The 24,946-nt window shown below is 45.2% G+C and carries 27 protein-coding genes; 11 read left to right on the top strand and 16 right to left on the bottom strand.

The genetic code is table 11. From position 1 onward, the window contains the following. Positions 1–228: 228 nt before the first annotated feature. The 3 genes from WH96_RS04670 to WH96_RS21135 form a co-directional block, all read right to left on the bottom strand. Positions 229–1,161, bottom strand: a complete 933-nt coding sequence (locus WH96_RS04670; protein WP_047762970.1) for an aminotransferase class IV — start codon at positions 1,159–1,161, stop codon at positions 229–231. A gap of 205 nt (positions 1,162–1,366) precedes the next feature. Continuing rightward, the gene (locus WH96_RS04665) at positions 1,367–1,921 is read right to left on the bottom strand and encodes a GNAT family N-acetyltransferase (RefSeq protein ID WP_047762969.1); all 555 of its coding nucleotides are present in this window, start codon (positions 1,919–1,921) and stop codon (positions 1,367–1,369) included. 294 nt (positions 1,922–2,215) lie between these two features. Beyond that, entirely contained in the window at positions 2,216–3,097 is an 882-nt protein-coding gene (locus WH96_RS21135; protein ID WP_053005685.1) for a LysR family transcriptional regulator, read from the bottom strand. Positions 3,098–3,352: 255 nt separating this feature from the next. Here WH96_RS21135 and WH96_RS04655 point away from each other — a divergent pair, with 255 nt between their 5' ends. Further along, on the top strand, positions 3,353–4,063 hold the full coding sequence (locus WH96_RS04655; RefSeq protein WP_047762968.1) for a LysE family translocator: 711 nt from the start codon (positions 3,353–3,355) through the stop codon (positions 4,061–4,063). A gap of 162 nt (positions 4,064–4,225) precedes the next feature. Beyond that, on the top strand, positions 4,226–5,221 hold the full coding sequence (locus tag WH96_RS04650; protein WP_047762967.1) for a homocysteine S-methyltransferase family protein: 996 nt from the start codon (positions 4,226–4,228) through the stop codon (positions 5,219–5,221). 82 nt (positions 5,222–5,303) lie between these two features. Here WH96_RS04650 and WH96_RS04645 read toward each other — a convergent pair whose 3' ends face one another. Next, positions 5,304–5,864: a PAS domain-containing protein gene (locus WH96_RS04645; protein WP_047762966.1), complete on the bottom strand. Its 561-nt coding sequence runs from the start codon at positions 5,862–5,864 to the stop codon at positions 5,304–5,306. A gap of 352 nt (positions 5,865–6,216) precedes the next feature. Further along, positions 6,217–6,780 (bottom strand): PAS domain-containing protein, encoded by a 564-nt coding sequence (locus WH96_RS04640; protein WP_162200118.1) that lies wholly within the window; start codon positions 6,778–6,780, stop codon positions 6,217–6,219. On the opposite strand from WH96_RS04640, the gene WH96_RS22495 reads away from it, so the two are divergent. From WH96_RS22495 to WH96_RS04625, 3 genes are all read left to right on the top strand, one after another. Beyond that, positions 6,763–7,284 carry a DUF6500 family protein gene (locus tag WH96_RS22495; RefSeq protein ID WP_204248123.1) on the top strand — a complete coding sequence of 174 codons (522 nt, stop codon included), beginning with the start codon at positions 6,763–6,765 and terminating at the stop codon, positions 7,282–7,284. The genes WH96_RS04640 and WH96_RS22495 overlap by 18 nt on opposite strands. Positions 7,285–7,296: 12 nt before the next feature. Beyond that, positions 7,297–7,842: a shikimate kinase gene (locus tag WH96_RS21715; protein ID WP_082130335.1), complete on the top strand. Its 546-nt coding sequence runs from the start codon at positions 7,297–7,299 to the stop codon at positions 7,840–7,842. A 223-nt stretch (positions 7,843–8,065) separates the two neighbouring features. Continuing rightward, positions 8,066–8,788: a VIT1/CCC1 transporter family protein gene (locus tag WH96_RS04625; RefSeq protein WP_047762964.1), complete on the top strand. Its 723-nt coding sequence runs from the start codon at positions 8,066–8,068 to the stop codon at positions 8,786–8,788. A gap of 24 nt (positions 8,789–8,812) precedes the next feature. Here WH96_RS04625 and WH96_RS04620 read toward each other — a convergent pair whose 3' ends face one another. Beyond that, positions 8,813–9,775: an AraC family transcriptional regulator gene (locus tag WH96_RS04620; protein WP_047762963.1), complete on the bottom strand. Its 963-nt coding sequence runs from the start codon at positions 9,773–9,775 to the stop codon at positions 8,813–8,815. A 129-nt stretch (positions 9,776–9,904) separates the two neighbouring features. Between WH96_RS04620 and WH96_RS04615 the strand changes: the two genes are divergently transcribed. Next, positions 9,905–10,525, top strand: coding sequence for a LysE family translocator (locus WH96_RS04615; protein ID WP_047762962.1), 621 nt, complete (start codon positions 9,905–9,907; stop codon positions 10,523–10,525). Positions 10,526–10,546: 21 nt separating this feature from the next. On the opposite strand, the gene WH96_RS04610 is transcribed toward WH96_RS04615, so the two are convergent. From WH96_RS04610 to WH96_RS04600, 3 genes are all read right to left on the bottom strand, one after another. Continuing rightward, complete coding sequence (locus WH96_RS04610) at positions 10,547–10,858, bottom strand: DUF3592 domain-containing protein (RefSeq protein ID WP_455428437.1); 312 nt, start codon at positions 10,856–10,858, stop codon at positions 10,547–10,549. A 184-nt stretch (positions 10,859–11,042) separates the two neighbouring features. Continuing rightward, the gene (locus tag WH96_RS04605) at positions 11,043–11,684 is read right to left on the bottom strand and encodes a trimeric intracellular cation channel family protein (RefSeq protein ID WP_047762960.1); all 642 of its coding nucleotides are present in this window, start codon (positions 11,682–11,684) and stop codon (positions 11,043–11,045) included. 184 nt (positions 11,685–11,868) lie between these two features. Next, positions 11,869–12,426 (bottom strand): PAS domain-containing protein, encoded by a 558-nt coding sequence (locus tag WH96_RS04600; protein WP_047762959.1) that lies wholly within the window; start codon positions 12,424–12,426, stop codon positions 11,869–11,871. A 738-nt stretch (positions 12,427–13,164) separates the two neighbouring features. On the opposite strand from WH96_RS04600, the gene WH96_RS04595 reads away from it, so the two are divergent. Beyond that, a complete protein-coding gene (locus WH96_RS04595; RefSeq protein ID WP_047762958.1) occupies positions 13,165–13,791 on the top strand; it encodes a glutathione S-transferase family protein in 627 nt (208 codons plus the stop codon). 86 nt (positions 13,792–13,877) lie between these two features. Further along, a complete protein-coding gene (locus WH96_RS04590) occupies positions 13,878–15,092 on the top strand; it encodes a multidrug effflux MFS transporter (protein ID WP_047762957.1) in 1,215 nt (404 codons plus the stop codon). A 254-nt stretch (positions 15,093–15,346) separates the two neighbouring features. Here WH96_RS04590 and WH96_RS22105 read toward each other — a convergent pair whose 3' ends face one another. The 3 genes from WH96_RS22105 to WH96_RS04575 are packed head-to-tail and all read right to left on the bottom strand — an operon-like array spanning position 15,347 to position 20,346. Next, positions 15,347–17,452 carry a S8 family serine peptidase gene (locus WH96_RS22105; protein ID WP_047762956.1) on the bottom strand — a complete coding sequence of 702 codons (2,106 nt, stop codon included), beginning with the start codon at positions 17,450–17,452 and terminating at the stop codon, positions 15,347–15,349. After that, positions 17,445–18,626, bottom strand: a complete 1,182-nt coding sequence (locus WH96_RS21125; RefSeq protein WP_053005683.1) for a phosphatase PAP2 family protein — start codon at positions 18,624–18,626, stop codon at positions 17,445–17,447. The genes WH96_RS22105 and WH96_RS21125 overlap by 8 nt, the downstream gene beginning before the upstream one ends. A 58-nt stretch (positions 18,627–18,684) precedes the next feature. Beyond that, positions 18,685–20,346, bottom strand: coding sequence for a hypothetical protein (locus tag WH96_RS04575; protein WP_053005682.1), 1,662 nt, complete (start codon positions 20,344–20,346; stop codon positions 18,685–18,687). Positions 20,347–20,665: 319 nt separating this feature from the next. Between WH96_RS04575 and WH96_RS04570 the strand changes: the two genes are divergently transcribed. Further along, positions 20,666–20,881, top strand: coding sequence for a hypothetical protein (locus WH96_RS04570; protein WP_047762955.1), 216 nt, complete (start codon positions 20,666–20,668; stop codon positions 20,879–20,881). Between the two features lie 33 nt (positions 20,882–20,914). Here WH96_RS04570 and WH96_RS04565 read toward each other — a convergent pair whose 3' ends face one another. The 3 genes from WH96_RS04565 to WH96_RS22300 all read right to left on the bottom strand — a co-directional run bounded on the left by WH96_RS04565 (position 20,915) and on the right by WH96_RS22300 (position 23,415). Further along, positions 20,915–21,859, bottom strand: coding sequence for a DMT family transporter (locus WH96_RS04565; protein WP_053005681.1), 945 nt, complete (start codon positions 21,857–21,859; stop codon positions 20,915–20,917). A gap of 24 nt (positions 21,860–21,883) precedes the next feature. Continuing rightward, complete coding sequence (locus tag WH96_RS04560; RefSeq protein ID WP_082130334.1) at positions 21,884–22,942, bottom strand: DMT family transporter; 1,059 nt, start codon at positions 22,940–22,942, stop codon at positions 21,884–21,886. A 218-nt stretch (positions 22,943–23,160) separates the two neighbouring features. Beyond that, a complete protein-coding gene (locus WH96_RS22300; protein ID WP_204248122.1) occupies positions 23,161–23,415 on the bottom strand; it encodes a hypothetical protein in 255 nt (84 codons plus the stop codon). Positions 23,416–23,474: 59 nt separating this feature from the next. Between WH96_RS22300 and WH96_RS22295 the strand changes: the two genes are divergently transcribed. Both WH96_RS22295 and WH96_RS22290 read left to right on the top strand, forming a co-directional pair. Next, the gene (locus tag WH96_RS22295) at positions 23,475–23,690 is read left to right on the top strand and encodes an MBL fold metallo-hydrolase (RefSeq protein ID WP_204248121.1); all 216 of its coding nucleotides are present in this window, start codon (positions 23,475–23,477) and stop codon (positions 23,688–23,690) included. Positions 23,691–23,783: 93 nt separating this feature from the next. Then, positions 23,784–24,086, top strand: coding sequence for an MBL fold metallo-hydrolase (locus tag WH96_RS22290; protein WP_204248120.1), 303 nt, complete (start codon positions 23,784–23,786; stop codon positions 24,084–24,086). 20 nt (positions 24,087–24,106) lie between these two features. On the opposite strand, the gene WH96_RS04550 is transcribed toward WH96_RS22290, so the two are convergent. Further along, a complete protein-coding gene (locus WH96_RS04550) occupies positions 24,107–24,886 on the bottom strand; it encodes a substrate-binding periplasmic protein (RefSeq protein ID WP_162200117.1) in 780 nt (259 codons plus the stop codon). Positions 24,887–24,946 lie beyond the last annotated feature (60 nt).

The following is a 24,946-nucleotide window of genomic DNA, read 5'->3' as shown; positions in this document are numbered from 1 at the left end:
GCAGATAAACTAAATTAATTTGCGACAATCTTTTATCTTCTACTTGGTTTTTAAGAGACATATCGAGTTTCTGGAGGTGCCCGTATTTTGGCAATGTTGGCGTAGTCATGATACCTCCAATACCTCCAGAAATGAGTCCCCGGCCCACCACACACACAAGCAGGTCGGGGACTTTTTCTTTCCGATATGATCGGTAACTAAAGGCATCAAACTATTTAGATCTATTCTTCACTCATACCTTACACGCAAGCTCCATGCAGGATCATTGTGTTTATCCCAATAAAGCCGATGAACTTGTGTATATATCGGGCCAAGCTGACCACCGCCAACAGCATAATCATTCAGGCGCGTTACAGGCATAACCCCGCCAGCGGTCGACGAGATAAATATTTCATCAGCAGCAATCAACTTGTCCCGAGATATTTGCGTTGCTTCACATGTAATGCCCAGTTCGGCACAGAGATCAAAAACAGTCTGGCGCGTAATACCAAGTAACACACCACTGTCCGGTGTTGTCACAACGCCATCTTTTACGCAGAAAATATTAAAACCCGGGCCTTCCGCAATATTGCCGTGCCCGTTAACCAACAGCGTTGTTTCTGCGCCTTTTTCGTAAGCATCATATAGTCCCTGAACCAGATCCAACCAATGATAGTTCTTTATTGAAGGATCAACAGAACTCGGTGGAATACGAACCGTGTCGCTAATCGCAAGATGTAACCCTCGGTCCATCTGATCCTTGTTCGCCACAGATCCAAAGGGAATAGCAAAAGCCATAAAGCGATTAATGGCATCGCGGGGATCACGACTAAAATCAGGAGAATTCCCACGCGTACAAATCAGCTCGACATAGGCATCCCGATGCCCCGACAACGCCACACAGTTTTGCAGAATTTCCGTTATCTCATCCCGGTCATAGGGGATAGCCATGTGAAGTTTTTCCAACCCGGCGAAAAAACGATCCAGATGTAAATCAAGCCTGAAAAAAGCACCTTTCCAGACATGAACCACGTCATAGGTCGCATCAGAATGCAGGAAGCCATAATCCAAAACGGAAACTTTGGCCTGATTCATAGGCACATATTGGTCATCAAGAAAAGCAATACCTTTGGGGTAATGATGAGGATCACGATAGGTTTGCGTAACTTCCGGTAGGGACATCAGCTCGTCAGCCTTTTTGGAGATGGAAAATCAGGACCAAAGGAAAACCAGGACCAAGTAAGAAACATAACCTAACAGCCATTTCGCTGATGCTGTCAATAAACTTTCGCCTCAAACAGCTTCAACCTATCGGATCCAGTTTCTAAATACAGAAATTCAGAACGTCTTCCACCCTTTTTCCTACCCCCTAATTATGTAATGTAATCTATTCCATCTCTAAAACAGTACGCGTGATCATCTCACCATCTTCGTCAAAATCACATTCGTGCTGAAAACCGAACTTCGAGAGAATGTGCAAAGACGTAGCATTTTTCTTTTGTGCAAAAGCATAAATCGTTTTCATCCCCAGTTTCTCTATCCCGAAATCCAAGACCGTCCGCGCAGCCTCTGTGGCCAGACCACCACCCCAAAATTCGGGCAACAGACCATAGGAAAGTTCAACGACATCGCCGGTTTCACTTTCTTCCCGTATACCGCATTCGCCTAAGAATGTTTCATTAACGCGATCAAAAACTGCCCAGAGGCCAAAACCTCGTCGCAACCAATGATCGGTTATAATAGCGAGTTGCGCATCGCTTTCCTGTCGCGTTTGTGTTCCAATTTTACGGATCGCCATGACCTGATCATTTCCATAAAGTTGAAACAAAATATTCCCGTCTTCCGAAGAAAAAGGGCGCAGGATTAATCGTTCACTGGTAAGAGTTTTGCCTGTAAGGAAATTATCAGTAAGGACCTTAGCGGTAGAGTTTTTTGCTTGCATTCGAGATAACCTGAAAAGAATAAAACTTTAAAATAAAAGCTAACAGACAAATCAAAAAACCATATGGTCTATTTAAAAGACCATATGGTTTTTCAAATACAAAAAATTCAATGGCTGTAATCTAAAAGAAGAGAAGTGATTCATAACCAATTGATTTTAATTATTTTTTCACAAGTATAAAATCGATAAAATTTATCAACAATTGCACGATCGGTATCTGCGCACTTTCTATCTGGTTATAAATTAGGGCAACTTCAACCAGATTATTCCAGCAATCGACCTCATACAATAGCGCTATTCGGCTGCAATAGCTCCATCTTTACGGAACATTTTGAGCAGCAGGTTTATCCGGTGATCCCCCTTGAATTCCGGGCGGTGGACCAGCGCGATATTGATCTCAGCATTGCCACCTTCTAACGGGAAAACTGCCGCTCTGTTTTCCAACTCAAAACTTTCAACGATGGACCGTGGTAATACAGACGCGCATAGACCAGCCTTGATACAAGCAAGAATACCATCCAACGTCGAAATTTCCATCATCTTGGGCGCCGTCAGATTTTGTGCCCGATACCAGTCTATTGCAAAATTTCGATAGCCACAGCCTTCCTGAATCAAAACCATGATTGGTAACTCCAATGCCTGTTCCAATTTGGTTAAACCCTTTGGCGCAATATAAACCAACGGTTCAATAAAGAGCATATGCGTTGTTAAATTATCCTGATCTGTACTCCGCTTTCGGCGATCAACCACAACCGCGGCATCCAGACGACACTCATTCACCGCATTATTAAGAAAGCCTGAGACCCCGGTATCCACAGAAATCTCTGCATCAGGATGAAAACGTCGATATTCCGTAATAAACCGTGGCAACAGATGAGATGCCTGCGTATCCACAAACCCCATCCGGATATGGCCGACATCACCGGGGTTCACGGCCCCCTTGGCGGCACGTTCCAGGGTCAGCATGGCATTGGCATATTCCAACAGCTTCTCTGCCTCGTGCGTTGGCACCAGACGACGATGTGCACGCAAAAAAAGAGAAACACCGAGCTCATTTTCAAGCTTACGAATACGCGCGGTCACATTGGGCTGCACTGTATTCAAGCTCTCTGCCGCAGCAGTCACACTGCCCAAATCCATCACCAGCTTAAATGTACGTAATGCAGATAAATCCATTTTATCGATCTTATTTTAATTAATGTTTCTCATCATTATTTTTTATTTATTTATAAAAATAAACTATTTTTTTTGATGTTATTTTTACGCTTAACTTCCTCCTGTTCATTCATTGAAGGATAGATTGATCTCGACAGATGACCAATCACAGCAAAAAGGCTGTCCCAAGAATGATCTAAGAAAAACAAGCCACCAAAGATCCGCTGACCCGATATGAATTGATGCCAGTTAAAGAAAGTTAATCAGGAGCCCGCAATGACCTTTGAAATCTGGATAGCCTTTGTTCTCACTGCCAGTGCCAATATTCTTGCCCCGGGTCCTGCAATTGTCCTTGCGATTAGAAACGGTTTGTCGCTGGGGGTGGGCAAAACGGTCTATTCGACACTTGGCAATGTTGTGGCGATTGGCTGTGTTGGTCTCGCTGTCACACTCGGCTTAGGGGCAATTATAACGACAGAACCTAAGATACTTTCCATTTTGCGCGTTCTCGGCGGCAGCTACCTACTCTGGCTTGCCTTCCAGAACTGGCAAAGGGGCATGATCTCTCTTGACCATCTCTCCGGAGATGACAATGACATAACAGATACTACGGGCAATGTAGGAGCCGACACCAATAGCATTGTTCGTGCCTGTGCGTCATCTCGTCAAATTCAGAGATCTGCCCCATACCTTTTCCGGCAATCCCTGTGGGTCGGGCTTACAAATCCTAAAATGATTACCTTCCTGCTTGCCCTCTTCCCACTGTTCCTAAATGAAAAGGCCGCAGCCACGCCGCAGCTATTACTCATGACAGCAACCTTTATGGGGCTATCCTTTCTCTCTCTTAGTACCTTTGCCTATACCGCAGTGAAGCTATCCCGCCTAATCCAAAAACCGGCAACCGTCGCCTTTATCAATAAAATTATTGCCATCATCTTTTTTGGCTTTGGCTCAAGCCTCGTCTATTTCGGCATTACAACGATATAATCACGGGGCCTTTTACACTTTCGTCCCTTTTGTACTGGTACAATTTCACGTCAGATCACAGTTTTCAATACTTTATCTTGATACATCTTCCCCGGTCGTGTTTGCTAAAAACAGAAGTCCCCGAAAAGCAACATTTTACAAGCAATTGATCAGAGGCAGAATATGTCCGCGCGTACCCAGACAAACACCAACCCACGATACAGACATGCCTTGCCGCAACTACAAGGGGCGACATATCTTACCGATGGCGGTCAGGAAACCGATTTGATCTTTAACCAGGGGATTCCAATCAAAGCTTTTGCGGCCCACACTCTTTTGCCGGATAAAAAAGGGCGTGCCGCGCTGACGAACTATTACCGCGGTTTTCTGTCTCTGGCTCAACGGATGAACACAGGCTTCATCCTAGATGCACAAACATGGAAAGCGCATGCCCACTGGGCGGATGATCTAGGGGAAAGCCTGGAAGACATTGAAGCCGCAAATCATACTTCTGTTGCCTACATAGCTGCTCTTAGAGAGTCCTGTGTTGGTGCCACCCAACAGCCGATTGTATTAAACGCCTCACTTGGTCCCCGCGGTGATGCATATGCCCCGGACTATCATATCTCTGCCAAAGAAGCCGAAGACTACCATGCGCAACAGGTAAATTGGCTTGCCGCATCGACTGTCGATATGTTGACAGCCATGACCTTTACACAGTCAGAAGAAGCAATCGGGGCCGTACGTGCCGCCCACAAAGCAAAAATGCCCATCGCGGTTTCTTTTACAGTTGAAACGAATGGTTTGCTCCCCACCGGACAATCGCTTGCCGATGCCATAGACCAGGTTGACCGGGAAACCAATTCGCAGGCAATTTATTTTATGATCAACTGTGCACATCCTGATCATTTCCCAGGCGCTTTGTCAGACACCAATCTCAATGAGAAAAACTGGGCAAAAAGAATAAAAGGCATCCGCTGCAATGCCTCACGGATGAGCCATGCAGAATTGGATAATTGCGAGACACTTGATGCGGGAACCCCCAGCGAGCTGGGCCAGCAATACCAGGAAATCTATTCCAGAATGCCGTGGTTAAATATTTTTGGTGGTTGCTGTGGCTCTGACCTGCGCCATTTGACAGAAATCGCGCACTCAATCCTGCCCGGTCCAGACAAATGATGTTTAAGCACACCAAGCCGACCCTATAGCTATCTGACCCAGAGGCTCAATCAGATATACCCGTTCACTTAGATCATCGAAATCAGGCGCCCGAGAGTGATGGATAGACAAGTTCTTCAACGCTATCCAACCCGGCGCCAATATCAATGAACTGTCTTTTAAAAATCTTCAGGTAATCCAGATTTTCCATACGTGCATCCGGAAGACGTTTTTCACAATCCAATTCATTCTTTTGGAAAAGAATCATCGGATGGCCGTTTTCACCATTCAACAAAGGAAGACCAACCGTTTCCATGCAGACGCTCAGGCCATTTAGCATAATCTGTTCGACAATCCCCACAACGCCACAGGGTTTGTTTACAACAGTCCAAAGAGACTGTGACGCCTGTATTCTACGTTCGTCCCCCACAAGATCCAGATAATTACCACCAGTGTTTGCATCCCCAAACTTTTCACTAAGGTTCGTCCCAAGAAGGCGTATTTTTATATAATCGTCCGAGATCATCTCGTACATCATAAAATTGGGAAGTAATGACGGCACTTGTTCTGGGCGAAAGCTATCACGAGACGGCGCATAACCATCACGAGGCAAATCAAGCCAATAGCGATAAAACTCTGCAGATTTCGGATGTTGAAAATCCATAAAGAGCCACAGCCTTTTCTTATAGTAACGCAAGCACAGCAGCTTCCAGAACAGGAGTTGTAGACTGGCGCAATCGCCTCGTAAAAACAAGGATCAGGAAGCCACCAAAACCAACACTGAAAACAACAGACAAGATCATGTCTGTGTCCATCGACTTTAATCAAGAACCATCTTTAATCAAGAACTATCTTGCTGATTTCACTTCAGTTTTAAAAATAACCAATATTAAAATCTTGTAGCGACACAAAATTACACAAAATGGTTAATTTTCATCGTTAAATTACCAATCGATTCAACACAAAGCCATTGTAAATAAAAGAAAAGTTACAGGCAAACGGCTTCCAATTGCGAATCAATCTCTAAAGTCTGGAATACCTGCTCCGAGATCAAAAAAACGTCGCTCAGAAACCCTGATACACTTCAACAAACGATCTTCTTTATCATCAAACTGATCCCAATTTTCCAAGAGTAAATCATCCCGATCCCGACTAATCTCATTATTCTGGAACAGAATAAGCGGATGACCACCTTCAGTGTTTGAAATGGGTAATCCAACAGCCTCGATATATGCAATGCGTCCGGACATCAACTCTTGCTCTAAAAGCACATGCATTCCGCAGGGCTTTTCAACCTGCGACCACAGAGCAGCGGATGCACTTGGTTTGCGATGCTCTTCTACCATATCTAGATAATTCGTACCTGTACGGCTGCCACCAAAGCGTTCCTCAACCGTCGAACCAATGAGCCTTATCCTGATAAAATCAGACGATATCAACTCATAAACCAGCATTGTGGAAAGCAGGCTTGGAATTTCTTCTGGTTTGAAACTGCTTTTATCCGGTAAAATTCCTACCCTTGGCAGATTGCACCAATAGTCATAAAAGGCCTGACTTTTAGAATGCCTGAATTCTATCAACGCATTTATGCCCTTCTATCTCGTCCGCAAGCATCGTTCTGGGATAAAGGAATAGCCCCGAAAAGGGTTAAACCCGAAAACCCAAAACACGCATATAAAAACATAAATGAAATAGTTAATAAAGTATTAACAAAATTTTTGATTACATTACATTTCATGAATGAAAATGACTACGTTCAAAGCACTAAAATAGAAAAATTTACCCTATCTGATAATAACTTTGCCAAAGCTTGCCTAAGAAGGTTAAAAAAAGTTCATCAAACTCTTTCTAAGAAAATCACCTCAATGAGACAATCTCTAAAGCAAAAAATTATCGAAATCTGTGACCTTAAAATAGAGAAAAAAGGCGAAACCGTTGGCTTGTCTTTCTACGCTTTTTTTGCCAACAAAAACGACGATCCAGATCTTTTGATGGAAGCAGCTACATGGTGGATCAAAACGCATAAACTTGATCACTTTGAAAAGGCGCAAAAGATTAAAGACATGGTTTTGGCCGACAAATAGAAAGCGAGTGAGATTAAGAGAAAGCATCTATATCTGATCGGTCCCGGCGGTGTTGGCAAATCAACCGTCGCCCCGTTTGTTGCACGTCGACTTAATCGCGCCCTGATTGATCTGGATACAGAGTTCTGCCGGGACATCGGTAATATCGGGCACTACATCCGTGAACATGGCTATGAAAAGTATGTCAGGGAAAATTCCAGGCTGTTCAACAAACTCCTTTCTACACAAACAGAGCCAGTACTTTTTGTTCTGTCCTCGGGCTTTCTTACGACAGATATCGCAACGGAAACAATGGCGTTTAATCGAAAACAAGTAAAAGAAACCGGCACCTCTATTTTGCTGTTACCTAGCTTGGTCGCTGCGAAAGCAACAAAGATTATTTGCACACGCCAAATGCAACGCGGTTTTGGCCTAAACCCTACAACTGAAACAGCAAAATATCTGAGCCGCATCAATGCTTACCAAAGCCTTGCAGATCATCAAATAGTCTCAGATAAAAACCCTGAGGAGATCGCACAAAGAGTATGCGATCTCCTCAGTTCCATTAGAGCGACATAAAGTTCAACACAGGCCATATCAACCAAAAATCGAAGCCTCGCCCCAAGAACTGACTCGTCAGTTTTTCTGTTTGATGCATATCAGAGAAAATTTCACCACACTGGATTAAGATTGAGTTCCAAGGGAAAGTTCGCACAGTTGATCTTTAAAAAGTTGATCATTAACAGGCGGCTTTACCACTGGCAGAGGACATTATCTGTGAACAACAGTCGGGCCATAAGTTATGACATTGGAACACGATCATTCATCCGAAGCCATTCGGGAACGTTTTGCCAAGGGCCATAAAGCAAGTTATCTGCAGGATTGGGTCTATGGTAGCATTGATGGCGCTGTTACCACTTTCGCTGTTGTATCCGGTGTAATCGGCGCGCAACTGTCTGTCCGTATCATTCTGATCCTCGGGATTGCCAACTTACTTGCCGATGGCTTTTCCATGGCAGCAGGGAATTATAGCGCAACCAAATCCGAACTGGATGATACAGAACGCCTGCGCGCTATAGAACGAAAACACATAAAACAAGTTCCAGAGGGAGAACGGGAAGAAATTCGCCAAATCTTGTCCGCAAAAGGTCTCAGCGGATCAACTCTGGAAGAGGCCACAGACGCCATAACATCAAACGAAGAGCTTTGGATCAACACGATGATCACCGAAGAATATGGCATATCACCCACGTCACGAGCGCCTCTAAAATCGGCGTTATCAACATTCACGGCTTTCTTTATCGCAGGCGCAATCCCTTTGCTGCCTTTTATCTTCTCTATGCAAAACGCCTTTACTATCGCCTGTAGCATGACAGCTTTGGCGTTCTTCATTACAGGCATGATCAAAAGCCGTTGGGCACTGTCCCCATGGTGGCAATCAGGCACAGAAACACTTTTAATTGGTGGATTAGCTGCGGCAGTTTCTTACGGTGTTGGATACCTATTACGCGGAATTGTTGATTAATTCTTATTTTAAACCTTGATATAACTAGACTTTAACTGCTCGTCGATAAGCGCCGGGACCTTGACCATATTGTCGTTTAAAGCGACTGGAAAATGACGGTGTTGATGCATACCCGCAAAGTTCAGCAATTCTATCGATTGAATAATCAGTACTGGAAAGTAAAAGCCGGGCTCGCATTAATCGCCAAAGCGTAAGATACTCAATCGGAGGCAAGCCAACCATTCGGGTAAAATAATCTGCGAAACGTGCCCGAGACATACCCGCTGCCTCAGCAAGAGAATTTACTTTCCAACCCTTTTCTGGGGTTTTATGGATCGCATTTAACGCTTTGGACAACTGGATATCCGAAAGGGCAGCAATAAAGCCCTTATGAGCATGATCCGGATCTAAAGCCAATCGGCGAACCAGTTGAATGAAAATAATCTCAAGCAGGCGCGACAAAATACCGTTCCTGCCTTGCCCCGCAAGTTCAGCTTCCAATTTTAATAACTGTAACGCACCGGACATCCAAGGCTCAGGACCAAGATCCTTTTGATTAAGAACCAACAGCGAAGGAAGGTTAATTAAAACTGGATGGTCTATATCTTCGTCAAACTGGCAAAACCCACAGAGAAGCCGACACCGTCCCTCTCCTGCCCCGTAAACAAAAACGCCCTCAGCAAAATGTCCCTGTTCCATAGCATCGGACAAAACAACAGGGCGTGGATAATCAAAATTCTCACTATGAGAAATAACCTGCGCCACCCCATCCGGTACTAAAACAAGATCCCCTTCGCTCAACAATTGAGATTCCATCCCATCTGGTGTTAACCAGCAGCTCCCCTGTAAAACCAAATGAAACCGGATACGACGCTGCTCATGAGGTAACTCAATTGCATAAGGACCTTTGAAATCAGTTTTAAAATAAAGTTGACTGCGAAGCCGTAGCGTCGAAAAAACCTCGCTCAAAAGGTCCGTACTTATATTTTTAGCAGATATATTATTCATATTACCCACAAACAAGACGATTGAATAAAAATCAGAGACAAATCAAAAGTGACCTTCTCTTTTTGTGCTGTCAAGTTGGGACATCAAACGGCCGTTATATCTACATACGATTCATAGGAAATATCAAAAATGCCATTAGAGACCATACTTGCTATATTTGGCTTTGCTTTCGTTACCTCAATCTCCCCGGGTCCCGGTAATTTTTTACTCTTAACCTCTGGGGTCAATTTCGGTTTTGTTCGTTCTGTTCCCTTGATCCTGGGTATCAGCTTTGGTTTTTTGAGTATGGTCTTCCTGGTTGGTCTTGGGTTTGGGCAAATATTAAAATCATTTCCCTTTTTATACAGTGCTCTTAAGTATTGCTGTTTTGCATACGTACTCTGGCTTGCATGGAAGATCGGGACAAGCAAATCATTAGGGAATGATGCCAACAGCCCAACGACTACAAAAGGCTTTGATGACCCTATAAACTTTGTTCAAGCTGCCCTGTTGCAACTCCTAAATCCCAAAGCCTGGACTGTATCTCTAATTATCACCGTTAGCTACACTAGCCCGACAAATTACACCAATAGTTTAATTCTGCTCGTTCTTTTCTTTGCTATTGTTAATCTGCCTAGCATTTCAATTTGGGCGTTATCCGGCACCTTCCTGCGCCGTACGCTTATTCAAGGTAATCGCATTGCCATATTTAACCGGTTCATGGCACTACTGCTTATCGGATCTATGATCCCAATGGTCATAGCTGCATAAAGGAAGCCTTGTATAACGATTTCAAGCAATCACACAAATCCCAACAACCAAGGCAAGACAACCCAGAATGACTTCTCCATACTTTTTCCCACCTACTTTTGCTTGATTAATCAGGGTCTCTTCGGCAGGATTCGCCGGATTGTAATAAACATCCACAGTTGCCCCGACACAATGACTTTGGCCAAGCCCTTTGACCTCAACCTCATCTAACACTGTATAATAGGCAACTCGTGACCCGCTGTAGTTCTGTCCACCGACGGTATAATCATACCTGGCATAAAAAACATACTGGTTACTGGTAGATTTGGAGCGTGACACAATACTTTTGGTCATAACACCATTTATTCTTGTCCAAGAACCACAGGTCTCAAGTTTTTTCAGCGACTTAATAGCATTCACCAAAAGGTAAAGCGCCAATCCCACCAGAAAAATCCCACCAGAAAGAGGCCGCCCCAAAAAGAACTATTCATGTGTAAATTTCCTCTTCTGCAAAAAGAAACTCATTCTCTTCGGAAGCTTAGAGCTTCTCAATCTCTTCCATGGTTCGGCCCGGTTTGCTTTTATAGGTTGGCAGGTTCCAACCGTAATAAAGCGCACCACCGCGAACGCCAAAAGCAACGAGAAAACCAAGAATAGAACCAACTGCATTTCCAAGTCCCGCATGATGGGAAATTACCCAAGCCACGGCCCCGCAAAGAGCTGCTGTCACGTAAATTTCCCGACGCATCAGAACAGATTGTTCACCAGAGATAATATCACGCAGAACACCGCCAAAGGTTGCGGTCAAGATACCAGTCACAATGGCAACCGAAGACGACCCAGTTGCCAAAAATCCGATCTCCGCGCCTTTTACCGAAAAGACCGCCATACCGATCGCATCCAGCCACAATAGAACTTTATAACGGGATTCAAATCGGTGAGCCGTAAAAAAGACCACGACGCCTGTTCCCGTACAAATCAAAAGATAGATCTGCTCCTGCACCCAGAATACAGGTGTTTGCCCCAAAATCGCATCCCGAAAGGTACCACCACCGATACCTGTCGCCGCCGCGAGAAAAAGAAAAGCGATGAAATCCAGTTGCTTACGCGACGCCGCCAACGCGCCTGTCGCGGCAAACACAGCAACCCCGGCGTAATCCAGCCATTGAACAATATCCACCTGTTCCCCCTTAATATTTTAAGCCACTTGCAGGTATAAACACCCTTTATCTAAGTAGCATATATCAAGTTAAGATAGCAGAATAATTAACAAATACAGTTAATTATACCGAGAAAATCCTCAATGTTTTCTCGGAACACTTGTTTTCCGATAATTCAAAAACAACCAAGCTTAAAGCACAGGATTAGCCCATAAAAACGGGAGCACCCTTGCCTATATCTATGATGTTCCGTTCAACAACGAGAATAAGTTTCAAACGTTCATCTGCCTGATAACCTAAGGAGTTCAAGTCATTGATTTCATTGCTTTGATAGATAATAATCGGGTTAGGCGTGCTGCCATCTACGGTCATGATATCATTGTGCAGAGGAAAACCTATTGATTCCACAGTTATATTACGCCCACTCGACAAGGCATGTTCCAGAACCGCAAGAACCCCACAGGGTTGTTCTGCCATCATCCAAAAGGCATCCGCCGCAATCTTTTTGCGATCCTCTTCAACATAATCCAGATAATTCCCCCCGGTCATATCATGACCAAAACGCTCATTGATCGCCGTGCCCTGCAGGCGTATTTTAATGTTTTCGCGGGATACCAGCTCGTAGATAATAATATTGGGCAGTAGTGAAGGAATATCTTCCGGGCGAAAAGCACTTCGGTTTGGCACAACAGTACCTTCTGGCTTTTCTAAACTTAGCCAATAATCATAGAACTGGCGATTTTTGGCATTTCTTATGTTCACAAAACCTCACTCCATACTCTGTCATCTGGTTACAGCCTGTTCTTGTCCCCCTGTCACCCGACAAATGCAGCCTATAGATTTTTTATGTAAGCATACAGTGATTTTTTATTGCTTGTTTCTGGAACTTTTCCGCACTGATATTGCTTCCTGTCGCAAAGCAAAAAAACAAACTCGACACAAAGTTACACCTTGTGAAATTTTCACAATCATACAGCTTCACTTTCTTTCTTGACCTCTATCAAAAGGGATGGTTTTATATTTCTACATTTCACGAAAAGTTACTGTTAGACCTCAAGCCACTTCTTGATGGTTTGTGCAGATAAGCGACCGGATATCTAAAACCGAATATCAGGGTAAGGACTTTATCGGTGCCTTTAGGGTATTCGACAAAGCCATATCAGGTATAGACACCCGGCCATAACCTAAAACACATAAACCTACCGGCTCCCTGTTTCTTAAGGGCCTCCCTGTTTCTTAAGGGAATGTCTCGGCTTTGTTTTGCTCGACCTATTCACGAGTAGATCACACCATGCTGCGGATAACCATTTTGAGCCTCAAGTGTATCTGTTCGCCGGATGCCTGGGGTATTAAACCAGTCAACGAAGTGTCAAACGGACTCCCCCTGGGTCTAGTCGATTGGTTTCACACTATTTTACTGCCATTGGATTGCGCCACCGTAATCAAGGCAATCTAATGCAAGACACTCTGCGAAACAGAGTAACAAAACGGAGAGTTACCATGTTGACACTATTTCATGCACCAGGAGCTTGTTCTTTGGCCTCTTGTATCGCACTGGAAGAAACCGGTGCAGAGTTTGAAGTAACAAATGTTTCCTTTGCTGACGGTGAGCAACATAAAGCAGATTATCTACGACTGAACCCCAAAGGCCGCGTGCCAGCACTTGTTGTTGAAGAAAAAGCTACAGAGAGCGGTATATTAACAGAAACACCCGCGATCCTCTACTACATCGCCCAACGTTTCCCTGATGCCAAACTGGCTCCTCATGGAAACGACTTTGCCCTGGCACAGATGCAATCATTCAACAGTTTTCTCTGTTCGACAGTTCATGTTGCACATGCCCACAAATTACGTGGTGCACGTTGGGCAAATGAACAGAACTCATTGGACGACATGCGTGCCAAGGTGCCTGAAAACATGTCAGCCCTTTTTACTATGATTGAAGAAACCTATCTCGGCCAGCCTTGGGTGCTGGGCGAACAGTACAGCATTAGCGACACTTATCTCTATACCATCGCGCGTTGGCTGGAAGGTGACGGTGTCGATATCACCACCTTTCCGCACGTCAATGCGCATTTCAAACGTATGGAAGACCGTCCTGCTGTACAAAGAGCCTTGAGGCATTAGCCCCGGGCTCGGACCTGATGACGCCAATCTATTTTGATAATCAGCTTTGGCGCTTCAGGTTTTAAACAATAAAGATAGAACCTATTATGAATAAGAGTCCTTTAAAACTACCTGAGTTCGTCATTCTTTTTGCCCTACTCACATCCATTACTGCCCTCAGCATTGATGCTATGCTGCCTGCTTTACCACAGATCAGTGCGGATCTTGCCATTTCCGATCCCCTTGATAGCCAATTGATCATCTCTCTTTTTATTTTTGGAATGGTCTTTGGTGAATTGTTTATTGGCCCTGTCTCTGACGCTATTGGTCGCAAAGGTGCGATCTTGCTCGGTGTCGGGATCTATGTTGGCGGCACTCTTGTCGCCATGACTGCCTCTACATTCGAGGTCCTTATTTTAGGTCGTATTATTCAGGGTATTGGTGCATCTGGTCCTAAAATTGCGACCAGAGCTCTGATCCGTGACCAATACGAAGGCGAAGCCATGGCACGGATCATGTCCTTTATCATGGTTATCTTTATCATGATCCCCATGATTGCACCCGCTTTTGGTCAACTGGTACTCGCCATTGCCGAATGGCGTTATATCTTTTTCTCTTTTCTGGTTCTTTCTCTTTCAACAGGCATTTGGTTGATCGTCCGGCAACCAGAAACCCTGTTACCGGAAAACCGCATTCCCCTTTCTCCGGGCAAGCTTATGAAATCCACCGGGCGTATTCTAAAACATGGCAAAGTCATGTGCTATTCTGTCTCTGGCGGCATGATTTTCGGTGCCTTGCTGGTATATGTCAGCACATCACAATCCATTTTTGAAGATCTCTATGGTGTCGTTGATAATTTCCCGCTCTACTTTGCGGTATTGGCCTCTTCTGTTGCTCTGTCTTCGTTGATCAACTCACAATTGGTGATGCGGTTTGGGATGCACAGAATGGTGGTCGTTGCTCTGAGTGGGCTACTTCTGTTTACAGCAAGCCTGTTTTTCTTCGCCTTGCCTTATAACGGAATTCCACCCTTTGCTGTCTTTATGGTCAATGGCTTCTTCATTTTTCTGTGGGTTGGCATTCTTTTTGGCAACATCAATGCCATGGCCATGCAATCCCTAGGTAAGATGGCAGGATTGGGCGCATCGGTCATTGCATCTATATCAAGTTTGGTTGCCGTGGCTGTTTCAATATCTGCCGGTCGGCTCTATGACGGAACCGTGATGCACATGGTTATTGCCCTGTCTTTCTGCGGGATCACAGCTCTTATTCTCGTCCTTGTGGCAAAACGTAGCAAAGCCGGCGCACTACTTCCTGCTTGATATTTCTTATTTTCGGCTTATATGACGAAAATAACCAATAATTTAGCTTTTCCTCTTTCCCCAAAGAGGTTACCAACAACTGAATTATTCATTTAAGTATGGGCTCGCATTATTCTAGCCCTGCTTAACGGGGTCCATCATATCCCCCTTAATGATGGACCCCACCTTTTCTCCTTGGAAGATTTAAATTTTTAGTCGATGAAAAAGAGCTGACGAAACCATCAGCCCTTCTCCTTTCAATCACGTTTTAGCAATTAACTTCCGTAAATCTCATCTTTCGGGAAACGTCCGATACCCTGTCTCTCAGCATCAAGAGGCGCAGAATATCCCTTTGCCTGTCTGGTTGCTTCGATGACAATAGCCTGAGCCTGAAGCTCATCAACCGGACTTGTCGCCATACCAGTTTTATAAGCATTTGCAACGACACGTGTTATCATAGGCGCGGCGACAGAGGTTCCATCCAATGTCACTGACACACCGGAATTGACACCTGATGCCTGCACGCCCCTAAAAACAAGGCTGCGATCACTTTCCGCAGAAACAAAGGGTGTTTTCGCCTGTTCAGGCAAGCCTGCATCTGTTGTCTGATACCCACTATAAATCGCAGTACGACCTGTGGCCTCTACATGACCTGCGACAACAATCGGAACGGTGCCTGTTGCCAAACCGTTGGATGATCCAGCCCGCTTTACAATGGAATGGTTATCCTGCTCCTGCAGTTTTCCTTCGCGATCATAAAGCTGATAGGCGACATCGTCGAAATAGGCTTGGCGACCCAGGGCAGGATAACCAAAAGGTGATGCATCGCGCTGAATACGGGCATGAATAGGCTCTGGCATTGTTTTGTCAAACTTCTTGATGACCCGCACTGTCCACAAACCATTGGGCACAGGCTTGAGAGGATTTAGATGCAGAGCTGTATCATTACGCACTTCTGTTGGCGCGAGAATCAACATAAAACGACCACGTTCGTCTTCTTCTGACAAAGGCGTATGCCTGTCATAAGACAGGCGCGCTACAGCTCCCGTATCACGGTTGAGAATAACCGCGCTATTCACCACACCAGATAATCTTTGCACCGGAATATTATCTGTACTTGGTGGAATAACCTCGACCTCAATGTCCCCGTCTTCATAATCTGATTTAGGCATCCATATCTCAAGATAGCTGGACGTTCGATCATTAGGCTGGACGCGCCAGGGCAGGTCACAGAAACAATCAGCAGCCCCAGAACTGTCACTCGCACCATCAACTTTAAAATCTGCATCTGCGATAACAGCATGAGATCGTTCCAGATGATGATTGCCAGATGGTAACACCACCGATGTTGGCGCGACACGATCATTACGCGCCGTTACGATTTCATCAATCGCTTTTTCCAACAGCGACGTGCCATCATGTGGTCCGCCAAATATCCCGTAACTAAAGTTAATCACCACAGGCAGGTTCGGCGCAATACGATCTGCACGATCAAGAATATAGTGCACACCGGCCAGAATAAAGCTGCCCAGCCCCATACCCGATGTATCCCAGGTAACAGCGGCTGGCACCTGTACCGTTATAATACGATCTTCTTCCAACACATCCGATGAAATACTGTCATAATCAGCCCCGGCAGCAAGATCCAGAACATGTGTACCGTGTGCGACTTTGCCATCCAGTGAATTGGGCATGACCTTACGACTATCAATCAGTCCCAGCGCGCGATAGAGGGCCGCTTCATTTGTAGCCCCCAGTGCATCAGTGTGTTCTGCTAGGGCACCATCAATATCAGCCTTGGTATACTCACGCCCAAAGGCAACGTCAGAACCAACCCCAAAACGGGAACCGGACCGGGTACCTCCAGACTGGGCATCCCCGTCCTGTACCCAGGCAAAATCAATCCGCGTACTGCCAGGCGCAGATTGGAAACGGCGATTGGCAATGGCAATGCCATCATCAATAACACCAACCACAACCTTTGCCCCAGAGGATACAGAAGGTAAAACAGGATTTGGCGTAGCTTGGGGTGTATAGCTTTGGTTCACGCTTGCCGCACGCAGGGGAACGCCGATCCGGCGTTTGATCTTCGAGGCTCCGTGACTTGACGGCTTAAAGCCGCTACCAACCGTACTCTCCCGCAAGACAAAGGGACGAAAGCTGGGCTGTTCGCCGCCCGGACGGTAAAGTTTGGGATAAATCGCATCCGGGTTTTCATCTCCCGCTACAAAACCATCCGAAGCTTCGGTTCCGGTATAACAATGCGCTTCATTTGGAGGACCAAAGGGAAAGCCATAACCCGCCCCTGTCTCTAGCAACCAGTCTTCATAGGGATCAACGGCTTTGACGCCATCATCCCGCCACTCATAGGAATCAGCCATTGCTGCCTCCTGCTGCTGGCGCGTCCTCCCACTCGCTTCTGGCCTTGAGCCACAGCCAGCGGAACAGGTTATCCGGCTCACCATGAACCTCTGACGTACCCCACTTCACAACGGGATCACTGTCCGCATCACCCAATGCGATGACAGATTTATCAAAATCACCCGTGGCGTTGTTGCCAATAAACTCAACGGCATCAATATCACCGCTTTGCCCGCTGGCAAGCTGTAGCAAATAATGTCCAAGCGTCGTCCCCAACGCCGCCCCGGCTGTACTATCCGCCGGGAAATGCACACCCGCAACAGTACGGTTCACAGCAACTCTTTCAGCAACTGAAAGAAGTAGTGTTTTAATCGAAGGGCTTTGCTGAAAATCCATCGGAGTATTCTTGAGTAAGGCACCATAAACTGTTGCAACAATAAAGGCAGCAGTCGCATGACCACTCGGCAGTGTTCCATGGCCAGGCGTGGGTATTATTGGCTGTATCTGAGCGGAATAGATATCAGGACGACGGCATGCCATTGAGTGTTTAACCCTTAAGACCACATAATCGGCTATCATTTGAACTTGGCCTAAAAGTTCTAATGTCCATTTATGTTTTCCTCCGTGAAGAGGTACTACGGAGCCAAAAAACTCTGTTGGAAAGCCTAGTTGAGTTAGAATCTCAGCAGATCTTTCTGACCTCTGATCGGCATAGTTTCTAACGTATTCCAATTGATCTCTAAACACAGCTTCACTTGGCCGTGTGAGTTTAATGAGCTTTGAATAAGAAGGATGCGGAGCATGATCCACCCCCCCGTGAGGATGGTTGTGTTGTATCCAAACCGAAAATGCTCCGTTCGCATCCCCTTTAAAAGCCAACTTAGATAAAATTTCCGAACGGATTGCGAAGGCACGTGCCCAAGGGGCCCACTGAGATAAATTCGCGGCACTATCAGAAGGCATATGAGGCGGTGCTTGTCCTGGTTCTGGTAGATTCCAGGGACTTCGAATTGCATCAGAAGAAGTATTAAGTGCAGAAACTAGTAATGGATCATAGAAACCCGCAGTACCGAGCACACCATCTTTACTAGCAATACCACCCGTACCTGCTGTACCAGCTGTACCGGCTGTACCTGCCGTGCCTGCTGTACCTGCTGTACCTGCCGTGCCTGCTAAAGTTGAATTCAACGTCATAATAATCTCCCTATAAGTCTGGGTTTATTTATCTGAACCAGAAAATCATCAAGAACCCTCAAGTATTAGGAATCCCAGAACTCAACAGAGCCTTTGACCATTCTTGACCTGTAGAAAACGATGCTGCTGGATGGTTTTTTAACCAGCCTTCTACAGTTAAATTTGGCTCAAGATTTAATAATTTTTTGGCCGTTTCATTAGCCTCTGCTTTACGATCCATATAATACAGAGACACAATTTTTGTTCTTAAAGTCGATGTATGCCTGCTGTTAGACTTAAGCGAATTCTCAGCTAAAGATAAGGCGCGCTCATACTCTTTATTTGCATTGAGTGCTGTTGCAGACAGGGATTGGAAAAAATACCGATGAGGATCAATCGGTGACAATAAATTTGCTCGCGAGGTATAGGACACCGCAGCTTCACCCTCATCAATGAAAGCATGGCAAGTTCCTTTTAGTAACCATGCGAGAGCATCATTTGGATTCAAATGAACAGCTTGATCAAATCGTTTTAAAGCTACATCAAATTTTTTATGTAAAAAGTTTAGAACTAACCCATTTACTGCAAGTGAAAATGAGTTATCAGGGTCTAAATCAAGAGCACGCTCTGAACAATCCAAGGCAATTTGATTATCTTTTACTAAGTTATCGCTCCAGCCCTGTGTAACAGATAATACGTACCATTTACCCAACCAAGCGTAGAGTGATGGGTGTTTTGGAAACTTTCGTATTATCTCTTCGATAAGTGGTCGCGCTTTGGCGAAACTCGCCAGTGTTTGCCGATGCATTAAAGTCACACCGGAGACCAATAGAGCGTGACTAGAAATTTCTGACAGAGGTTTACTGGTCGCCAACTCAATGGATGTCGAAAGGATTGACTGGCCAATCTGTCGAGAAATATCGGCCACAAACTCCTGGCTGCCATTGAGGAAATCAAACATCTTGGCATTGAATTGACGAGACCAAAGGATCCGACCGCTTTCAGCATCTAAAAAGTCAGCATCAAGATGAAAGTGCTCCCCCTCCTGCCGATAGCTACCATGGATGACATACTCAACATTCAAGGCTCTGCGCACATCAGCAAGGTTCAAAAGCTTCATATTGAGATTGCGGCATGAAAGATGAGAAATAACATCAATGAGTTGGGACTTGGAAAGTGCCCGAGACACTTCTTCAGCCAGCATATCACCAAGAACATTATCACCCTGCCGATTAAAGCTCTGCAAAAAGGGGAGTACGGCCACCGCAGGTAATATCCCTGTCTTTTCCGAGGCTCTGAAATACTCTAACTCAGAGGTTAATTGAGGGCGATTGTTTCTCTGTTCATTTACCCACGAGGTAAAACCACCTTCTGCGATTTCAATACCTTCAAGAAACTCGCCTTCGGTTGGTGTCCCCACGAGTTCAACAAGATCATCATTAAGAGCTATATTATCATGACAGACTTCAAACAGAGTTTCAAAGTCAGCGCCAATTGCGCGCTTCAGATCACTCAACCCACGGCGCAAACTTGCCCGCCCAAGTTCCGCGCCGGATAAGGACCAAAGCTTATCCTGCAGCCAGGAACGTGTCCGGGTCATATCCGGCGCCATCGCCAAAAGGGCAATCATTGCCCGCAGTTTTGTACTACGCACATTGAGCCTGGTACCATCAGACCATTCTGCGCTGAAGGTACCGTAAAGCCGAAGTTTAAGTGTTTTTTCTGCCGGGTTATTTTGCATTTTTGTACCCAGACCCTATTTCCCAGATCAGAAGCTTTAGAAACATTAGAACAATGTTCCTAAAATTACCCTTTTAAGTTCACAAAGATTACCACTTGTAGAGAAAGTTAAAAAACCTTTTACGTTTTTTTCACGCTTTTTGGACGCTACCCAGGCTCGGAACTGCTTCATAATACATTATATAAAAAATTAGATTTTAGATTGGCGGATAATAACTTGATAAGAGTTCAACATAATCTTTGCGGTTAATAACACAACAGCAAGAAAACAAAAATACTTATATTGCAAAGACTTGAAGCCAAGAGAATAGGAAAGAAGTGTGACCGGAGATAATAAACCGACCCCACAATTAGTACCAGAACAAGACTCTCTGAAACCCAGAGACCTCAGTGATTTCTGCCAAAAGTGGAATGATTTGAAAATACACGCAAGCGACAAACAGCTGGAAGCAGCCAAACTTTCACCGGAAAGCCGAGAGGTTATTTCCTGGCTTACAGTCCTTGCTGATAAAGTTTGTCACACCGAAGATTTTTAAGCGACCCACTGCTATTACCATGAAGCTCCTGGATTACCCGTGCTTAATCTTGCGTTCGCGCCAGAAAGAATAGAGGCCGGTAGCAATCAACAAGCTACAGCCGACCACGGTTGCTGTGTCCGGCGCTTCATCAAAAACAAAATATCCGACCAGAAGCGCCCAAACCATAACGGTATAGCGAAAGGGTGTTACAAAAGCGACCTCGCCCACGCGCATTGCCCGGATCAGGGTAATATGGACCAGCATAATAAAAACCGCGGCGCCCAATAAAAGCCCGATGGTATCGCTTTTAACCTCTTTCCATTCCATTGTTGGTAATAATACGGCACAAACCAGCGTGACGGAAACCATGGTCACGAAAGCAACAAAAAGAGACGGCAAGTTAGACGATATCTTTCGCGTCGCCAGATCCCTCAAAGCAACGGATAACATGGAAGCAAGAGCCCATAAGGAATAGACACTAAACCCATCCGTTCCCGGCTGGACAATGATCAGAACCCCAACAAAGCCCAGTACAATGCCGCCATAGCGCCGCCAACCAACAGTTTCACCAAGAAAAACAGCGGCCCCTAGTGTCACGACCAGCGGCAAGGCCTGAAGAATAGCTGTTACATTGGCAACCGGCATATTGAAAAGCGCCATAAAGTAACAAAGGGATGCACCGATTTCTCCGATCACCCGGATAGTTAAAACCCTGGCATCAGCGCGGGTTAGGGTAACAAACAGTTCTTTGCGATAATAAGCCACCCCCCCCAGGACAACTGCTGCACAACACCCCCGAAGAAAAATAGCCTGGAAAAGGGTCAAGTCGAAAGAGACCAGCTTCATCAGCGTGACGTTGCCAATAAAAGCAGCCATGCCGAGTGACATCAGTAAAGCCCCGCGTAGGTTACCATTTGCCCCCTGTTCGCTTTTAGCCTCGCAAACAGCGTCCGCATTGATACTTGTCACAGGTTCATTACTGCTGTGTCCGCTCAATGCAAAGTCCTCAATTTTCCGCTTCTAACGATTGATCAACTCCTCTGCTTTTTCCAGATCTTCTGTCTTTTCTGGCCAGATCCCCCGCTCATCTTGACTATCAGGAATATCTTTTTTCTTTTGACTTGAAGCTTTTTGGGCTTCTGCCCTCTTCTTCAGCTTGTTCTCACGATAGAATGTATAACCACCAGTGATAACCAGAATGATACTACCCACAATGGTCCAGAAATCCGGTAACTCACTAAAGACAAAGACACCGAGCAATATTGCCCAAAGCAAGATCGTGTAACGGAAAGGCGATACAAAAGCCGTTTCCCCCATACGCATCGCAGCAATAACACTGAGATAGCCGATCATCAAAAAGCAACCTGCCCCCGATAAATACCCCAAAGATACGGCCTGAACAGGCTGCCACCCCGTCGTCGGTAGCAATACAGCGGCTGTCACGGTTAAAGAAATTGATGTCAGTAACGCAACATAGATAGACGGGACATCATTGGAGATTTTCTTGGTCACAAGATCCCGCAATACAATGAAGACCACCGCCGCCAAGGCCCAAAAGGAATAGGCATTAAACCCGTCGGCCCCTGGTCGCACAATAATCATCACACCGATAAAGCCAACTGCAATAGCAGAATAACGGCGCCAGCCAACCGTTTCCCCCAGGAAGAGAGCCGCCCCAAGTGTAACGGCCAGAGGTAACGCCTGTAAAATAGCTGTTGAATTGGCAATCGGCATATTAAAAAGTGCCGTAAGGTAACAAAGCGTGGCACCAACTTCACCAATAACCCGCAGCGCTAATATTTTCCGATCTGCCATTGGAAGCGGACGAAATAACGCCCCTGCTCTCCAGGCAATCAATCCCAAAAAGAAAGTTGTAAAAAGACCGCGTAAAAAAATCGTCTGAAAAAGAGACAGATCAGCAGAAGCCAGCTTCATCAGTGCATCGTTAAAAACAAACGTTGCCTGACTTAAAACCATAAAGGCAGCCCCCTTGAAGTTCTCAGCCGCCGTAACCTCAGTATTTCCTGCGCTCGCAGAATATCCGGCACGCCCAGAAGGATTACTGTTCTGTGGGGTCATTGACCTATTCCATTTTCGATAAATATACCTTCATAGAGCAAGCTTTCAGGTATAATTGCAAGAAGGATTGTAGAAAATATGCATTTTGGCGAGAGCAGGATATTATTATCAGAAAAAGCGCGGGAAATGTCGTTTAAAGACGGTTATTGCCAAGAACCTATTCATGATATGCCCAGATTAGATTGTTCGGGCGCCAAATTGTTTAAATGCTAGTCTGTTTAAATAATGATGCCAAACTGGTTATATTCCACCATGCCCTGTTGGAATTTCTTGAAAGAGATGCATCCAGTTTTCATATATAAATCAAATATTTTTCCTAGGGGCTCATCAGCATGACAGAATACCTCTGTGCCACCTGCGGCACCCAATACCCCGAACAAAAACCAGATCCCCACCAACTCCGCCCCACTGCCCCATCTGTGAGGACGAGCGGCAATACGTGCCAGAGGCTGGTCAGAAATAGGTAACATCATCAGATCTGAAAGCTCATCATCATATAAGACATGTAAAGCACGCCGAAGGTCTGTACAGTTTGATCGTGGAACCACACGCAGCTATCGGACAACGTGCCTTTCTGATTGAAACACCCTATGGAAATATTCTCTGGGATTGCCTGACTCTCCTTGACCAAGCAACAATTGACTGGATCAAAAGCAAGGGGAAACTGACAGCTATCGCCATTTCCCACCCCCATTACTACACCGCAATGGGAAGCTGGAGCGATGCCTTTGATCAGATCCCTATCTAGCTTCATCAAAATGACGCCCGGTGGGTACAAAAGTCACATCCTGCCATTCATCATTGGACGGAAAACACCCTTTCAATCAATCCTGACATAACCTTGATCAAATGTGGCGGTCACTTCACAGGCGGAACCGTCCTCCATTGGCGTGATGCCAAAGGCTATCTTTTTACGGGCGATATCATGCAGGTTGTCGCAGACCGAAAACATGTCAGCTTTATGTACAGCTACCCAAACTATATTCCCTTGTCAGCCAGCAAGGTTGCCAACATTGGACGTTCTATTGAAGTTTACGATTTTGATACTCTACATGGAGCTTTCGAAGACAGGACAATCAAGACCGACGCAAAGCGGGCAGTTGAGCGTTCTGTGGTTCGTTATCTAAAAGCTTTGGAAGATTAGGAGTGCATCTTCATCAAAGCCTAATCTACTATTCCGTATTTGGTATCGATTTCAGGTCGATAAACAGGGATTAAATTCCAGATCGCTTCAGCAATATCCCGGTTAACATCATAATACTGATGGCTAAACAGCAAATAATAGGCTTTTGCCTGCAAATTTGGCGATAGTTTAATGATATCCTTATATCTGAGTGGGTCTTTTTGAATTAAAAAATCCCCTACCTCGGCCAATGTTGCAATGACTTCGATACGCCGGTGCTTTAACATTTCCAACAACAATTCAGTGTGCGGTTGTTCAGAAACTTTTACGCCAACACGATTTAATTTAGTTCCGATCGCGTAACCAAGCGGTATACCAATACTCTTGCCCTTTATTTGAGACAGATCGCCAGTCCAGACAAAGCGATGATTTTTCAAAACATAGAGCGAATAGCTCTTCTTGGCCAACCTCGCGTTCTGGTCAATAATGCCAGCCTTAAAGGGGTAATGGCCAATCGCTTTTCTTTCTTCAAGAAAAGATGCTCCCAGAACACCATCGATTTCATTTAACTCAAGCAATCTCAAACAACGATTCCAAGGGCGTCGCACCAAAGACAATTCGATCTCCAGTTGAGCAGCCACTTTCGTAAGTATTTCAATATAGATGCCTTGCTTCTGAGAAGGCACAATCACGCTATCTCCGAGATAATAAGGAGGTTGTTCGCGGTTTTCATAACAAAGTTTAAGCGAAGAAATATCAGCCCGCGCACTTGTATGAAATGTAAAACAAAAAACCGAAGCTAAAAAAGCCTTAAGGAACAACTTCATTAAGCATGACCTCCCTTCGCCTCATAATACACTATCATACTCAACTTCCGCAGC

Source organism: Kiloniella spongiae, assembly GCF_001026905.1.
Lineage (GTDB): Bacteria > Pseudomonadota > Alphaproteobacteria > Kiloniellales > Kiloniellaceae > Kiloniella > Kiloniella spongiae.
The sequence above is the reverse complement of the archived record's forward strand: the minus strand, read 5'-3'. Positions and strand labels throughout refer to the sequence as shown.

Coding starts and splice junctions, on each gene's coding strand:
- WH96_RS04560 (WP_082130334.1), bottom strand. CDS start 22,942: ATGACCCCACAGAACAGTAATCCTTCTGGGCGTGCCGGATATTCTGCG.
- WH96_RS04650 (WP_047762967.1), top strand. CDS start 4,226: ATGTCCGCGCGTACCCAGACAAACACCAACCCACGATACAGACATGCC.
- WH96_RS04625 (WP_047762964.1), top strand. CDS start 8,066: ATGACATTGGAACACGATCATTCATCCGAAGCCATTCGGGAACGTTTT.
- WH96_RS04615 (WP_047762962.1), top strand. CDS start 9,905: ATGCCATTAGAGACCATACTTGCTATATTTGGCTTTGCTTTCGTTACC.
- WH96_RS21135 (WP_053005685.1), bottom strand. CDS start 3,097: ATGGATTTATCTGCATTACGTACATTTAAGCTGGTGATGGATTTGGGC.
- WH96_RS04665 (WP_047762969.1), bottom strand. CDS start 1,921: ATGCAAGCAAAAAACTCTACCGCTAAGGTCCTTACTGATAATTTCCTT.
- WH96_RS04655 (WP_047762968.1), top strand. CDS start 3,353: ATGACCTTTGAAATCTGGATAGCCTTTGTTCTCACTGCCAGTGCCAAT.
- WH96_RS22105 (WP_047762956.1), bottom strand. CDS start 17,452: ATGGCTGATTCCTATGAGTGGCGGGATGATGGCGTCAAAGCCGTTGAT.
- WH96_RS04645 (WP_047762966.1), bottom strand. CDS start 5,864: ATGGATTTTCAACATCCGAAATCTGCAGAGTTTTATCGCTATTGGCTT.
- WH96_RS04620 (WP_047762963.1), bottom strand. CDS start 9,775: ATGAATAATATATCTGCTAAAAATATAAGTACGGACCTTTTGAGCGAG.
- WH96_RS22300 (WP_204248122.1), bottom strand. CDS start 23,415: ATGATGTTACCTATTTCTGACCAGCCTCTGGCACGTATTGCCGCTCGT.
- WH96_RS22495 (WP_204248123.1), top strand. CDS start 6,763: ATGCCTGAATTCTATCAACGCATTTATGCCCTTCTATCTCGTCCGCAA.
- WH96_RS04670 (WP_047762970.1), bottom strand. CDS start 1,161: ATGTCCCTACCGGAAGTTACGCAAACCTATCGTGATCCTCATCATTAC.
- WH96_RS04610 (WP_455428437.1), bottom strand. CDS start 10,858: ATGACCAAAAGTATTGTGTCACGCTCCAAATCTACCAGTAACCAGTAT.
- WH96_RS04575 (WP_053005682.1), bottom strand. CDS start 20,346: ATGCAAAATAACCCGGCAGAAAAAACACTTAAACTTCGGCTTTACGGT.
- WH96_RS04595 (WP_047762958.1), top strand. CDS start 13,165: ATGTTGACACTATTTCATGCACCAGGAGCTTGTTCTTTGGCCTCTTGT.
- WH96_RS04590 (WP_047762957.1), top strand. CDS start 13,878: ATGAATAAGAGTCCTTTAAAACTACCTGAGTTCGTCATTCTTTTTGCC.
- WH96_RS21125 (WP_053005683.1), bottom strand. CDS start 18,626: ATGACGTTGAATTCAACTTTAGCAGGCACGGCAGGTACAGCAGGTACA.